General features: G+C 63.7%; 12 protein-coding genes and 1 tRNA gene. 8 read left to right on the top strand and 5 right to left on the bottom strand.

What is annotated here, in order from left to right:
• Positions 1 to 2: 2 nt before the first annotated feature.
• The 3 genes from RS9916_RS13830 to RS9916_RS06505 all read left to right on the top strand — a co-directional run bounded on the left by RS9916_RS13830 (position 3) and on the right by RS9916_RS06505 (position 3335).
• Positions 3 to 1187: an aspartate aminotransferase family protein gene (locus RS9916_RS13830; RefSeq protein WP_007098514.1), complete on the top strand. Its 1185-nt coding sequence runs from the start codon at positions 3 to 5 to the stop codon at positions 1185 to 1187.
• Positions 1184 to 2425, top strand: a complete 1242-nt coding sequence (locus RS9916_RS06510; RefSeq protein ID WP_007098513.1) for a folylpolyglutamate synthase/dihydrofolate synthase family protein — start codon at positions 1184 to 1186, stop codon at positions 2423 to 2425. The genes RS9916_RS13830 and RS9916_RS06510 overlap by 4 nt, the downstream gene beginning before the upstream one ends.
• Before the next feature lie 352 nt (positions 2426 to 2777).
• Positions 2778 to 3335 (top strand): pentapeptide repeat-containing protein, encoded by a 558-nt coding sequence (locus RS9916_RS06505; RefSeq protein ID WP_038023401.1) that lies wholly within the window; start codon positions 2778 to 2780, stop codon positions 3333 to 3335.
• 7 nt (positions 3336 to 3342) lie between these two features.
• On the opposite strand, the gene RS9916_RS06500 is transcribed toward RS9916_RS06505, so the two are convergent.
• Genes RS9916_RS06500 through RS9916_RS13825 form a run of 3 tightly spaced genes read right to left on the bottom strand, consistent with a single transcriptional unit; the run spans position 3343 to position 6347 of the window.
• The gene (locus RS9916_RS06500) at positions 3343 to 4689 is read right to left on the bottom strand and encodes an FAD-binding oxidoreductase (RefSeq protein ID WP_007098510.1); all 1347 of its coding nucleotides are present in this window, start codon (positions 4687 to 4689) and stop codon (positions 3343 to 3345) included.
• A 21-nt stretch (positions 4690 to 4710) separates the two neighbouring features.
• Positions 4711 to 5967 (bottom strand): amidohydrolase family protein, encoded by a 1257-nt coding sequence (locus tag RS9916_RS06495; protein ID WP_007098509.1) that lies wholly within the window; start codon positions 5965 to 5967, stop codon positions 4711 to 4713.
• 5 nt (positions 5968 to 5972) lie between these two features.
• Positions 5973 to 6347, bottom strand: coding sequence for a DUF4359 domain-containing protein (locus RS9916_RS13825; RefSeq protein WP_038024289.1), 375 nt, complete (start codon positions 6345 to 6347; stop codon positions 5973 to 5975).
• Between the two features lie 88 nt (positions 6348 to 6435).
• Between RS9916_RS13825 and RS9916_RS06485 the strand changes: the two genes are divergently transcribed.
• Positions 6436 to 6508 (top strand) — tRNA-His (locus tag RS9916_RS06485).
• A gap of 20 nt (positions 6509 to 6528) precedes the next feature.
• Here RS9916_RS06485 and RS9916_RS06480 read toward each other — a convergent pair.
• Entirely contained in the window at positions 6529 to 7593 is a 1065-nt protein-coding gene (locus RS9916_RS06480; RefSeq protein ID WP_007098507.1) for a DUF1611 domain-containing protein, read from the bottom strand.
• Positions 7587 to 8675 (bottom strand): dipeptide epimerase, encoded by a 1089-nt coding sequence (locus tag RS9916_RS06475; protein WP_007098506.1) that lies wholly within the window; start codon positions 8673 to 8675, stop codon positions 7587 to 7589. Before RS9916_RS06475 ends, RS9916_RS06480 begins: the two co-directional genes overlap by 7 nt.
• 207 nt (positions 8676 to 8882) lie before the next feature.
• On the opposite strand from RS9916_RS06475, the gene miaB reads away from it, so the two are divergent.
• The 4 genes from miaB to RS9916_RS06455 are packed head-to-tail and all read left to right on the top strand — an operon-like array spanning position 8883 to position 12583.
• Positions 8883 to 10193: a tRNA (N6-isopentenyl adenosine(37)-C2)-methylthiotransferase MiaB gene (gene miaB, locus RS9916_RS06470; protein WP_232199622.1), complete on the top strand. Its 1311-nt coding sequence runs from the start codon at positions 8883 to 8885 to the stop codon at positions 10191 to 10193.
• Between the two features lie 39 nt (positions 10194 to 10232).
• Positions 10233 to 11294: a D-alanine--D-alanine ligase family protein gene (locus RS9916_RS06465; RefSeq protein ID WP_007098504.1), complete on the top strand. Its 1062-nt coding sequence runs from the start codon at positions 10233 to 10235 to the stop codon at positions 11292 to 11294.
• Positions 11295 to 11327: 33 nt separating this feature from the next.
• Positions 11328 to 11738: a hypothetical protein gene (locus tag RS9916_RS06460; RefSeq protein WP_007098503.1), complete on the top strand. Its 411-nt coding sequence runs from the start codon at positions 11328 to 11330 to the stop codon at positions 11736 to 11738.
• On the top strand, positions 11735 to 12583 hold the full coding sequence (locus tag RS9916_RS06455; protein WP_007098502.1) for an FtsQ-type POTRA domain-containing protein: 849 nt from the start codon (positions 11735 to 11737) through the stop codon (positions 12581 to 12583). Before RS9916_RS06460 ends, RS9916_RS06455 begins: the two co-directional genes overlap by 4 nt.
• Positions 12584 to 12617 lie beyond the last annotated feature (34 nt).

The raw sequence follows: 12617 nt of genomic DNA, 5'->3' as shown, positions 1-12617 counted from the left end.
TGATGGGCACCTACGGGCGCTTCCCTCTCACCCTCACCCGTGGCAAAGGCTGCTGGGTGGAGGATGAGCAGGGCCATCGCTATCTCGATGCTGTCGCAGGCATCGCGACCTGCACGCTCGGCCACAGCGATCGGGCGATGCGCCATGCCCTGTCCCGCCAGCTTCGGCGTCTGCAGCATGTGTCGAATCTCTATGAGATTCCCGAGCAGATCGAATTGGCCAGCTGGCTGGTGCACCACAGCTGTGCAGACAGCGTGTTCTTCTGCAATTCCGGCGCCGAAGCCAACGAAGCGGCCATCAAGTTGGCGCGCAAGCACGGCCACACGCTGCGGGGCATTGACCGCCCCGTGATCATGACGGCCCAGGCCAGCTTCCATGGCCGCACGCTGGCTGCGGTGAGCGCCACGGGCCAACCCCGCTATCACCAGGGTTTTGAGCCCATGGTGGAGGGCTTCGAGAACTTCATCTACAACGATCTGGCGTCATTCGAAAGCCTCTTGAGCCGGCTCGAAATGCACGGCCCCAAGGTGGCAGCGGTGCTGATCGAGCCTCTGCAAGGAGAGGGCGGCGTCAACCCAGGTGACCCAGCCGTGTTCCGAGCGATTCGGGAGCACTGTGACGCGCGCAACATCCTGCTCATCTTTGATGAGGTGCAGGTGGGGATGGGGCGTTGCGGCACCCTCTGGGGTTACGAGCGTCTCGGCGTGGAGCCCGATGCCTTCACCCTGGCCAAAGGCCTCGGAGGTGGCCATGCCATTGGAGCGTTGTTGGTCAAACAGCACGCTGACCATTTCGTGCCAGGCGATCACGCCAGCACCTTCGGCGGCAATCCTTTCGCTTGCCGGGCTGGGCTCACAGTGGCGCGCGAGCTTCAGCGTCGTGATCTGATCAGCAATGTGCAGCAACGCGGGGACCAGCTTCAGCAGGGTTTAAACGCCTTGGTGGAGCGCTTTCCTCAGCTACTGCAGGGCACCCGTGGTTGGGGCTTGCTCCAGGGATTGGTGATGCAGGAGGGCTGCGGTCATGCCGCCATCGATGTGGTGAAGGCGGCGATCGCGCAACGCTTACTGCTTGTGCCTGCTGGCCCCCAGGTGGTGCGCATGGTGCCTCCACTGGTGATCAGCAAACGTGAAATCAACACCCTGTTGTCTCGACTTGATGCCACCCTCAAGTCGCTCAGCACGTGAGCTTCAGTGATCTGCTGCCCCCGTTTGACCAACGGGGCATGGATCTCTCTCTCGATCGGATGATTCGGGCCCTGGATGCCCTCAGGCATCCCTGTGGCTCGGTGCCTGCTGTGCAGGTGGTGGGCACCAATGGCAAGGGTTCGATCGCGAGCTTCATTCACAGTGGCCTTGTGGCTTCAGGAATCCGTGCCGGACTGACCACCTCCCCTCATCTGGTGGACTGGACCGAACGGATTCGGGTTGATCACTGCGCGATTTCTTCGGACGCGTTGCGGGAGCGGCTCGAGGCGCTTCAGCCGTTGGCGCTTCGCGAGCGACTCACGCCGTTCGAGCTGCTGATCACGGCAGCACTGGTGCACTGTGCTGCTGAACAAGTGGAGTGGCTGGTGCTGGAGGCCGGCCTCGGCGGGCGTCTCGATGCCACGACCGCCCACCCCTGCAGGCCCTTGCTGGCCGTGGCCTCGATTGGCCTCGATCACTGTGAACATCTGGGTGGCACTTTGGCCGCGGTGGCTGGTGAGAAGGCTGCGGCGATCCAACCAGGTGCTGTAGTGATCAGTGCCCCTCAGGCCCCTGAGGTGGCGGCCGTGCTTGCGGAGCGTGCGGCTGCGATGGAGGCTGAATTGTGTTGGGTCGAGCCGCTCAGCAGCGATTGGGTTTTGGGCCTCGAAGGCGTTTGTCAACGCAGCAATGCAGCCGTGGCGAAAGCTGTGCTGGAGCGGATTCAGGCCATGGGTTGGCCGGTCGATGGCGGCAGCATCCGTGCCGGTTTGGCCTCCACGCATTGGCCAGGACGCTTGCAGCGCATGAAGTGGCAGCAACACACCGTGTTGCTCGATGGTGCCCACAACCCCCCTGCTGCTGAGGCCCTCCGGCAAGAGCGCAGCCATTGGCCCCATGCAGCACAGGGGCTCACTTGGATCTTGGCGATTCAGGCTCACAAGCAGGCGCCAGCCATGCTGCAGACCCTGCTAGAGCCCCAGGATCAGGCTTGGATTGTTCCCGTGCCCGGTCACCACAGCTGGACCAGGGCCATGCTCTTGAACGAGAATCTTGCTTGGGCCAAGCAGCTGTTTGAGCTGCCCGCAACAGCGGATGATGACGCTGGTCTGCCCGTCATTCGGGTGTTGGAGCAGCTGGAGCGTCAAGGCTGGCCCGCTGCGACGCCAGTGATTGCCGGATCGTTGTATCTGCTTGGTGACCTGTTGGCGAGCGGCTGTCTGCAGCCATCGCCTTGATGACTCGATGTGAATGCTGCCCCAAAGGTCGAGCGGCCGCGCTAGCACTGGGGTGGATCAACTCTCCTCACACGAAGTTGATCTCCTCACACCACCCGAGGGGCCTCGCTAGGCCCCTTTTTTGTGGGTCGGGAGGAATTGATGCCAACAAAAAAGCCCCGCCGAAGGCAGGGCTTTTCGTGAACTCGTGTGGACGTGTTGCCTTGTTTCCACTCCACAGAGGAGTTCAACTCCTCACAAGAAAAAATTAGCCAGGCCGGGGAATTGCCCCTTCATCGCTTGGGCCAGTTCCTAATCCGCGCCATCCAATCCCAGGGCCCGCCAAAGTAAGGGCAGTCGAGTCTCCGTCGCCATGGCGTCCCGTTCTCCGCAGGTTGTTCTTGCGTCCCCATGGTGGGCTTCAGCAGTGTGCGCTCTGCTGTTGGGCAGTTGGTGTCTGGCGGCTCCTGTGGTGGCCTTGGACACTTCAGCGGGTGTTGGTTTGCAGGACCGCGCTCTGTTTCAGGAACGGGTGGACTACACGCTCACGAACCAGAGCGATGGCGACTTTCATGGTCAAGTGCTGACCAACACCTCCTTCGCCGGGGCTGTGGGCCGGGGGGCTGACTTCTCGGGTGCCGATCTGCACGGGGCGATCTTCACGCAAGGGGCCTTTGCTGAGGCAGATTTCAGCGATGCAGATCTCTCTGACTCCTTGATGGATCGAGCAGATTTCAGCGGCACCAATCTCACCAATGCTCTTCTAAATGGGGTGATTGCCTCCGGCAGCAGTTTTGCTGGAGCCAGCATTGAAGGGGCGGATTTCAGCGATGCTCTGCTCGATCGGGATGATGTGGTGCGGCTGTGTCGCGACGCGGAGGGGGTGAATCCCATCACCGGCATGGCCACCCGCGACAGCCTGGGTTGCTGAGGATCGTTCAACTTGTCCAGCCTTTGAGCTTGCCGGGATTCAATAAGCCGCCTGGATCATGGCGCTGTTTCGCGGCCACCTGATCACCATCGATGATTCCAAGCCCCCCGTCCTCGACGGTGATCACGTGGGGATTGAAGATCACGGCCCCGAGGGAGCGGCACTGGTTGATCAAGCGCTCGAGGGCGTCCTGGCTTCGCCAGCGCACCAGGGGGATGGCCGCCAGGCGTGCTGCACCGGCATGACGGACTCCTTCGAGATGCCACAGCAGGTCGTCTCCCCAGTCCTTGGAAAGGGCCTCCAGAACAGGTTGTTCCGGCTGGGGGAGCAACATTTGCAGATAGGTCCACGCAGAGTCCTGCTGGCGCATGTGCAGGGTGGTGTGGTTCCAGCTCAATTCCCGTAGACCATTGCCTTGCCGTGAGGTTTCGGCTCCCAGGCAGCGCATGGTCCCGCCGACCGTCGACGCCAGGCGTTCCACGGTGCTGACCCCATCGGGACTGACCAGCAGCAGGAGCCGATGGGTTGCTGTCGCCGGGCCGCTCCATGGGGGCAGGCCTGCCACAATCGCTTGATCCAGCAGGGTGCAGAGGAACAGCTCGACAGCAGCCTGCTGACAGCGCTGCATCAGGGTCACGGCTGTCCTCCAGTCGCTGCAGTCAACGCAGACCTCCTGCCAATCGACCCGGGGAGCGCTGCTCAGGGTTAAGGCGGTGATGATGCCGTTCGTGCCGTAGGCATGGTTCAGGGCTTCGGCGTCGCTGGCATCCAATTGGAGCAGTCGTGGTTTGGGCTCCAGGGTCACCATTTCCAGCCCCAGCAGGTGCCCGGGATCTCGCAGGAAGCCCCAGCGCACGGAGCCGATGCCACCGGAGCCGCCAGCGATGAAACCACCCACGCTGGCGCTGCGCCAGGTGCTGGGCATCAGTCGCAGTTGGCGGCCTTGCGAGGCGAGTTCACGGTCCAGATCCTTGAGCAGGCAGCCGCATTCCACCTCCACTACACCCGTCGTGGGATCCAAAGCCCGCACGGCGCGAAGCTCTCCCATCAGCATCACCACCCCTCCCTGGAGGGGGACGCACTGGCCGTAGTTGCCTGTGCCGGCACCCCGAAGGGTGAGGGGCACTGAGGCCTGGGCACAGGCGCTGGCGACGGCCATCACCGCGGCGACGGTGTGGGGGCGCACCACCAGCTGGGCACGGCAGGAGCCGAACTGCTCCTCAAGCACAGGGGAATAGTCGTAGGCGTCGCGGGAGAAGCGATCGAGATCGGCCGTTGTGCTGAGCAGATCGAGCTCGTCAACCGCTTCAAGAGCGCTCTGCAGTGTTTGCACTGCCTTCGGGGCGTGTTCCATGGCAGATGCAAGGTGCTGGAGTCAGTCTGGCTGGAAAGCACCCCTCACCACGAGTTGGCGGCTTGGCGTTTGGCTGAAGGTCTCGGACCAGGTCGATGCCTTCAGGATCAAGAGATCGGCCGGAGCGCCCCGCTGCAAGGTGCCATCCCAGGGAAGCTCCAGCACTCGAGCAGCTTCTGTCGTGAACGGCATCAAACCCAGACGGTCCCATGGCGCCAGCTGCGCGAGCGGCAGGCTCTGGCTCATCAGGGCCAGCGGATCAAAGTTTCCGCCTGGAAACCACGGATCCTGCACGTTGTCGCCACCCACGGCCACCCGTACGCCCCCCTGCTGCAGTTGAAGGATCGGCGCCAGCGGTCTCACCAGCGGGGAGCATCCCGCCTGCCTGCCCAGTAGCCAGCCGTTGGTGAGCGGTAGGGCCACCACCTGGAGGTTGTGGGCTGCCATTCGGGCGATCACGCGTTTCAGCCGCCGCGGCGGCAACAGGGCCAGACTGCTGGCGTGGCTGCAGGTGATCGGGACCTGCACCGGATTCCGGTCGAGCACATGCAGCAGCTGCAGTAGTCCTTCGCCAGGTCTGGTCTGCGCTTCATCGATGTGCAGATCAATGCCGCAGCCAAGTTGCTCTGCCAGCCTCAGCATGTGCGTCAAAGCCCGGCGGGGGCTGCGACCCCGGCATGGGGGAACCAGCACGCCACCGAGCAGTCCACCGCTGGCGGCAACCTGCTGCGCCAGGGCTTGCCCGGCGGTGGTGGTCCAGTGCTCGATCGGCAGCAGGGCCACCAGCTGAAGTGCGATGCGCTCTCTCCAGCTGCTCTGGGCGTCCAGTAGGGCCTCCCAGCTGCAGTCGGCACCAGGCCCCAGGCTGTCGATATGGCTGCGCATGGCTCGCAGGCCATGGCGAAAGGCTTGCTGCAGAGCCCGTTCTGCCCTGTCTCGCACCTGGGCGGTGGTGCGGGTCTGATGCTCGGCCAGGTTGGCGGTCAAAGCACCGCTGTAGGTGCCCTCGAGATTGGGGGCTTGCCCCCAGGTGAAGGCTTTGTCGAGGTGGGCGTGGGGTTCCACCAGCCGGGGCAGCAGCAGATGCTCTGGCACACCGCTGCTGTCTTGCAACAGGCGAACGGAGATCAGTCGCTCGTCCTTCCAACGCAGCTCCACCGGAGTCAGACCATCGGCCCGTGGTGGCACGGTCGCCGATGTCGGCGTGTCGACGCCATCGGGAACGATCAGGCAGCGGGGAGCCCAGCCCTGAATGTGGCTGACGGCAGATGTGTTCACTCTCCCTAGAACTGATCAGAGTGGGTGTTGACGGTAATGAACTGGCCGGCCACCCCAACGGTGGTGATGGTGTAGCGCGGGAGTCGCAGCCCAGGCAGCAGACGCTGACCGCCCACTTCCGTCGTGAACACGCTCAGCAGGCCAAGGTCGAGGCGTGAGCTGACTTGACCAGCTAGGGCCGCGAGGCTGGTTTGCTGGCTGGCAATCACTGCCGGGCAATCCTTCAGCCAGACCCTCATCAGCATTGGAAGACCGCGTTGGCCACACACCTCGTCCGTGGCCAGCTCCACCAGCTGCTCGCCGGCATGCGTTTGGTAGTCCTTCAAGGTTGGGTTTGTGATCGCCAGAGCCGCTGCAGTGCCCATCAGCGCAACCCCCATGGTCAGCGGGGCAGCCGACAGATGCCTGGCAATGGGGAAGGCCGATCGCAGGGGGCTGGGGGCGAGTTGGTAGATTCTGGTCGACGCGGCGGGCGTCGCCAAGTGGTTAAGGCAGCGGCTTGTGGCGCCGCTATTCGGGGGTTCGAATCCCCTCGCTCGCCCTTTTTCTCCAGATCGAGCTTCACAGCTTCGATCTCACACTTTTCAGAATTCGATCAGCTCCCTGTCTGATTGGGTCCACGCACGGCATCTGCAGTTCATCTTCTGTTGTGCTCAAGGCCCGTTGGGCGCCATGGGCGTCCAGCCGGGCCGTATTGAGTGCAATAGCGCGCACCCGGGGAGCAGGCCCGGCAGAGGCGGGGCGACCGATGGCTGCCAGACCTTCGCAAAGCTGGATCAGCTCGGAGAGCGGCGGTAGCGGCACGTTCGGTAGGCGATCAATCGTGGTCTGTCCGGCGCGGTGGACCAGCAGCAGATCCGTGGGCTGGCTGCCGCGCATCAAGGGCAGCGTGGCGGTGGATCCGGGGTGGCAGAGGGAGCCTTGCCCTTCCACCACCACCAAGCCATCAGGGGACAGGCCTTCGGCGGCCTGAAGGACGGCGGCTTCCACAGCGCCTGCGGCGTAATCCACCCGCACCGCGTCCAGGGGAACGCCAGTGCCACTAATCAGGATTCCAGCCTGGCCTGTGCCGACAAAACGACAGGGCAGGCCTTGCCCCATGGCGGCATCGCGCAGGGCCAGGCAGGCGCTCATCTTGCCCACAGCCATGTCGGTGCCCACGGCGAGGAGCCGTTGGCAGCGCAGCGTCGTCGCCCTCCCCTGGGCCACCACCAGGTCGCACGGTTCTTGGCGCAGATCCCAGATCCAGCGCCCTGGCTGGCAGGCCGCGGCAAACGCTGGATCCTCTCCCAATCGGGTGTGCAGTCCACTGGCCAGCGAGAGGCCGGAGTTCAGTGCGGCCAATGCATCCAGGCGCAGCGGTTCCGGCAGGCGTCCGCCGGAGGGCGCCAGGCCCACCACGGCCACCTCTGGGCCGTGTCCCAGGGCTTCCTTGAGATCAGCGACCACAGGCACATCTCTGGGAATGCCGGTGATGGTTTCGAGGGATCCGCCCGCATGGTCAGGGTCGATCACGGCCACGATCGGTCCGCGCCGGTGCCGCAGCATGGCCAGTCCCGTTTTGCCCGTGAGCGAATCCAGCCCCCCGTGCTGCAGCAGAACCACGGGATCGTCGCTGCTCAGCATGGGGGGGGCTCCCGCAAGCTGATGCCCAGGCCTGCATCAGGTGGAGCCCATTGCCGGTCGCCCTCCATCGGCAACCCTTGGAATGGGTCATCCACCAGGTTGAGGTGGCTATCGAGGTCGGGCCAGCGGATCCAGGGCAGCAACTGGGCTGCTGCCCCGTTGAGCAGGGTGCTGTCGGAATAACAGCCCACCATCAAATCCAGCTCGAGACGCCGGGCCACGCCGGCCATTAACCAGGCCTCGCTTAGGCCCCCTGTCTTCAGCAGCTTCAGGTTGACCCCATCCACGTGGGGTGCGAGACGGAGGAGATCCTCCAGGCCCCAACAGCTTTCATCCGCCACCAGAGGCAGGGGGCAGTCGCCATGAAGGGCCGCAAATCCAGCCAGGTCGAGGTCGGGATCTTGCTGTGCAGCCAAGGGTTGTTCCAGCAATACGACGCCCTGTTGCTCGAGGGCCGGCAGCATCCGTCGCGTCTGATCCACAGACCAGCCTCCATTGGCATCCACCTGAAGTTCCAGGGACTGGCCTTCGGTTTGTTGACGCTGCTCAAGGGCTGCCGCCACCGCGGTCAGCAGCTGGCTGTCATGGTCGAGGCCATCAGGGCTGCCCAGTTTGAGCTTGATGCGGTGGGCTGGAAGTTGGCTCCACCAGCGCTCAAGCCGTGTCAGCACCTGCTCCACGGAGCCCAGTCCGAGGGTGACGCTGGTGGCCACCTGCCGTTGGCCATCCAAGCCCCAGAGCTGCCAGATCGGTGTTTGCTGGCGGCGACCGTGCCAGTCCCAGACGGCCAGGTCCACGGCGCAGCGCGCCGGGGGAGAGAGGGGGGCCAGGAAGGGCTCAAGTCCTTGTCGGTTGGCTGGATTTAGTCCCTCCAGGTGGGGGAGCAGGGTCTGGAGTTCCGTCTCGATCGCATCGGTGCTGAAGTGCCGATGACCGGTGTCGAGGCCCCCGGCTTCGCCTCGGCCAATCACGCCATCGTGCTCGAGCCGCAGCTCAAGATGCTCCACCACTGACGTGGTGCCACGGCTGATGGCCAGGGGCACCGCCTTGGTGAGGGGGAACCGGCGCAGGCTCCAGGCCATGCCATTGCAACGTCAATCTTCAAACTGGCATAGGCCCGTCGTGACCGACACTGAAGACAGCACTTCTTTCTCGGGCCTCCCGCACCCCTGACAGCTTTGGTCGTTTCCGCCTCGCCCTCTCAAGCCGCTCCCTCGGATCGCAGCGCCAGTGATGCGGTCGGCAGCTCTGGCCGTGGCAGCTACTGGATCACGACCTTCGGTTGCCAGATGAACAAGGCCGATTCCGAGCGAATGGCCGGGATCCTGGAATCCATGGGCTACTGCGAGGCCACTGCAGAGCTCGATGCCGACCTGGTGCTCTACAACACCTGCACGATCCGCGACAACGCAGAGCAAAAGGTCTACAGCTATCTGGGGCGCCAGGCGCAGCGCAAACGCAGCAATCCCAATCTCACGCTCGTGGTGGCTGGTTGCGTCGCCCAGCAAGAGGGGGAATCGCTGCTGCGCAGGGTGCCTGAACTCGATCTGGTGATGGGGCCGCAGCATGCCAACCGGCTCGAGACCCTGCTCACCCAGGTGGAAGCCGGCCAGCAGGTGGTGGCCACTGAGGAGCACCACATCCTCGAAGACCTCACCACAGCCCGCCGCGACAGTGCAATTTGCGCCTGGGTGAATGTGATCTACGGCTGCAATGAGCGCTGCACCTATTGCGTGGTGCCTTCAGTGCGGGGCAAAGAGCAATCGCGGATGCCGGAAGCGATCAAGCTGGAGATGGAAGGCCTCGCTGCTCAGGGCTTCAAGGAGATCACCCTCCTGGGGCAGAACATCGACGCCTACGGCCGAGACCTGCCGGGCATCACCCCCGAGGGACGCCGCCAGCACACCCTGACCGATCTGCTGCATTTCGTGCATGACGTGGATGGGGTGGAACGGATCCGCTTTGCCACTAGCCATCCGCGCTACTTCACGGAGCGCTTGATCGACGCCTGTGCCGATTTGCCCAAGCTGTGCGAGCACTTCCACATTCCCTTTCAAAGCGGCGACAACGATGTGCTGCGCTCGATGGCGCGGGGCTACACGGTGGAGCGCTACCGCCGGATCATCGATCGCATCCGTGAGCGCATGCCCGATGCATCCTTGAGCGCCGACGTGATCGTGGCCTTCCCTGGCGAGACCGATGCCCAGTACCGCCGCACCCTTGATTTGATTGAGGAGATCGGTTTTGACCAGGTGAACACGGCGGCCTACTCCCCACGCCCGAACACCCCTGCCGCCGATTGGGACAACCAATTGCCTGAGGAGGTGAAGGTGGCGCGCCTGCAGGAGATCAATGCGCTGGTCGAACGTTGCGCCCGCGAACGCAACGCCCGCTACGACGGCCGCATCGAAGAAGTTTTGGCAGAAGGCATCAATCCCAAAGACCCCAGCCAGCTGATGGGTCGCACGCGCACCAACCGGCTCACCTTCTTCAGTGCCCAAGGGGCGGACGGCTGCAGCTTCAAGCCCGGTGACCTGGTGCAGGTCCGCATTGATGCTGTGCGTTCTTTTTCCTTGAGTGGCACGCCGGTGAACGGCTGATACCTTTGGCGCTCACGCCAGGCCGCAGGCTCCTTGTTCATGGCTCCATCCCCTGTACGCATCGGCCTTGTCTTCGGCGGTGCGTCCGGTGAGCACGCGGTCTCCATCCGCTCCGCTAACACGGTGATTGCGGCCCTTGAACAGGGACAAAATCGCGAGCGTTTTTCGGTTTCCGCCTTCTACATCGACTGCCAGGGGCGCTGGTGGGCTGAAGAGGTGGCGCGCGCGGTGCTCGCCAGTGGTCAGCCCGCTGCGCCGGAGGATCTCCCCCAGCCGCTGCCATCGCCTGGGTTCTTGAACCTGCCTGCTGGGGCTGATGCCGTCGAGGTCTGGTACCCGGTGCTGCATGGCCCCAATGGAGAAGACGGCACCGTTCAGGGGTTATTCACTTTGATGGGGAAGCCTTTCGTAGGTGCCGGCGTGCTCGGCTCATCCGTGGCCATGGACAAACTGGCGATGAAAGCAGCTTTTGCCGCCGCCGGTCTGGCCCAGGTTCCTTATGTCGGTCTGAATGCCGCCGATCTTCAGGAGCCTGAGCGCCGCGATGCCGTTGTGGCGCGCATTGAACAGGAGCTGGGCTATCCCTGTTTTGTCAAACCAGCGAATCTGGGCTCATCGGTGGGGATCACCAAGGCGCGCGATCGCAGCCAACTGCTCAGCGGTCTCGACGAAGCGGCGTCCCTTGACCCCCGCATCGTGGTGGAGCAGGGCGTTGATGCACGGGAGTTGGAGTGTGCGGTGCTGGGCAAGCGCCAACTCAAAGCCTCTGTCGTTGGCGAGATTCGTTTTGATGCCGATTGGTACGACTACACCACCAAATACAGCGATGGTTTGAGCACCACGTTGATCCCAGCCCCGATTCCGGAGTCGCTTCAGGACCAGGTACGCACCATGGCCCTCGCGTCCTGCCGCGCTCTCTGTGTGGAGGGCATGGCCAGAGTCGACTTTTTCTACGACGACCGCACCGGTGATCTTTGGATCAACGAAATCAACACGCTGCCGGGTTTCACGTCGCTGAGCATGTACCCAATGCTCTGGAACGCCAGCGGCATTGGGCTCGAGCAACTGGTGGCGCAGTTGGTGGAGAGCGCGCGAGAATGAGGAGCCCTTTGGCCGGCTCGCTCAGCCCAATCCATGCTTCACGGACTGCTCTGGTTTCCCCTGCTTCTGGTGTTTGTGCTGCTGGCCGCATTGGGTTGGCTGGAACGCCGCCGTCAGACCTTGTTCCGTGCCTGGTCTGAGGGGGCTGAGCTGGCCAAGCTGGATGGCTGTGGTGCGGCGCAGGTGAAGGACGGTCTGCTCACCTGGAGCAGATTTTCGGCCGGAAAATTCGAGCAGCAGGGCGAGTTTGTGATCAAGACCCTGGAGATGGTCGAACTGATGGCCCTCTCCTCCGGAGAAGCGCCTCTGGCCAGCGAATCTCAGGGCCATTGCCGCTTGCGGCTGATCGGTGAAGGGCGTCAGATGGATGTGCCCTTTTCCGATGCCGATCGCGCCCGTGGCTGGATTGACCAGCTCATGACCACTGCCCGTTGCGACCTGTGAGCCGCACAACCAGCGACGTCAAGACGGGAACCTTGCCCCCGGGGGTGGAGAGACGACGTCGTTTGCGCCAGGAGCGCCGCCGCGACCGGATGATCCAGCTCTGGCGGCTCACCGTGTTTGGGTCCACGGCCACGGCTTTGGGTTGGTTGCTGATCACCCAGGGCTGGACGTTGCGCAGCACAGAGCAGGTGCAGGTGAGCGGCAGTGAGCGGCTTGGCACGGAGGCCGTGGTTGAGGCGGCGCAGCTGAGCTTTCCCCTGTCGTTGCTGAGCCTGCAGCCCAGCGAAATGGAAAACCGCTTGGTGAAGACCCTGCCGGTGCAGGCCGCTGTGGTCCAACGGCGTCTGTTGCCTCCAGGGCTGACTGTGCAGTTGGAGGATCGTCGGCCCGTCGCGGCGGCGCGTCGTCAGGGCAGCACGGGTGTGGAGCAGGGCATGGTCGACAGCCGCGGCCACTGGATGGCCCGCACCGATGCGGCTCACGGCGAAGAACCGGAGACCGGTATTCAGGTGATCGGCTGGACCCCGGCCCAGCGCCAGCCCCTTGAGATCCTGCTGAAGCAGCGGGATCAGTTGGGCAGTGCATTGCAAACGATCGAGATCGCTGCGGACGGATCATTGAGTGTGCGCACGGCTGGGTTGGGACTGGTGCAACTGGGCACGGACCCCCGTCTGCTTGACCAGCAGCTCATCACCCTCAGGCAACTAAGCCGCAGTCTTCCCGATGAGTTGCGACGTCGCTCCGGCACCAGCCTCGATCTCAGTGATCCCAGCAAACCTGAATTGCAGATGCCGATTCAACCCAAGGCGGACACAACCCCTCCTGCAAAAACAAGCGAACGCTGACGCTGTGTTGCGGAACCAAGTCGAATCGCCAACG

It is taken from the genome of Synechococcus sp. RS9916 (genome assembly GCF_000153825.1).
Classification (GTDB): Bacteria; Cyanobacteriota; Cyanobacteriia; order PCC-6307; family Cyanobiaceae; genus Synechococcus_C.
The sequence above is the reverse complement of the archived record's forward strand: the minus strand, read 5'-3'. Positions and strand labels throughout refer to the sequence as shown.

What these genes read in the sequence shown, in the direction of transcription:
- RS9916_RS13830 (WP_007098514.1), top strand. Translation starts at nt 3, where the DNA reads ATGGGCACCTACGGGCGCTTCCCTCTCACCCTCACCCGTGGCAAAGGC.
- RS9916_RS06505 (WP_038023401.1), top strand. Translation starts at nt 2,778, where the DNA reads ATGGCGTCCCGTTCTCCGCAGGTTGTTCTTGCGTCCCCATGGTGGGCT.
- RS9916_RS06500 (WP_007098510.1), bottom strand. Translation starts at nt 4,689, where the DNA reads ATGGAACACGCCCCGAAGGCAGTGCAAACACTGCAGAGCGCTCTTGAA.
- RS9916_RS13825 (WP_038024289.1), bottom strand. Translation starts at nt 6,347, where the DNA reads ATGGGGGTTGCGCTGATGGGCACTGCAGCGGCTCTGGCGATCACAAAC.
- RS9916_RS06480 (WP_007098507.1), bottom strand. Translation starts at nt 7,593, where the DNA reads ATGCTGAGCAGCGACGATCCCGTGGTTCTGCTGCAGCACGGGGGGCTG.
- RS9916_RS06475 (WP_007098506.1), bottom strand. Translation starts at nt 8,675, where the DNA reads ATGGCCTGGAGCCTGCGCCGGTTCCCCCTCACCAAGGCGGTGCCCCTG.
- miaB (WP_232199622.1), top strand. Translation starts at nt 8,883, where the DNA reads ATGAACAAGGCCGATTCCGAGCGAATGGCCGGGATCCTGGAATCCATG.
- RS9916_RS06465 (WP_007098504.1), top strand. Translation starts at nt 10,233, where the DNA reads ATGGCTCCATCCCCTGTACGCATCGGCCTTGTCTTCGGCGGTGCGTCC.
- RS9916_RS06460 (WP_007098503.1), top strand. Translation starts at nt 11,328, where the DNA reads ATGCTTCACGGACTGCTCTGGTTTCCCCTGCTTCTGGTGTTTGTGCTG.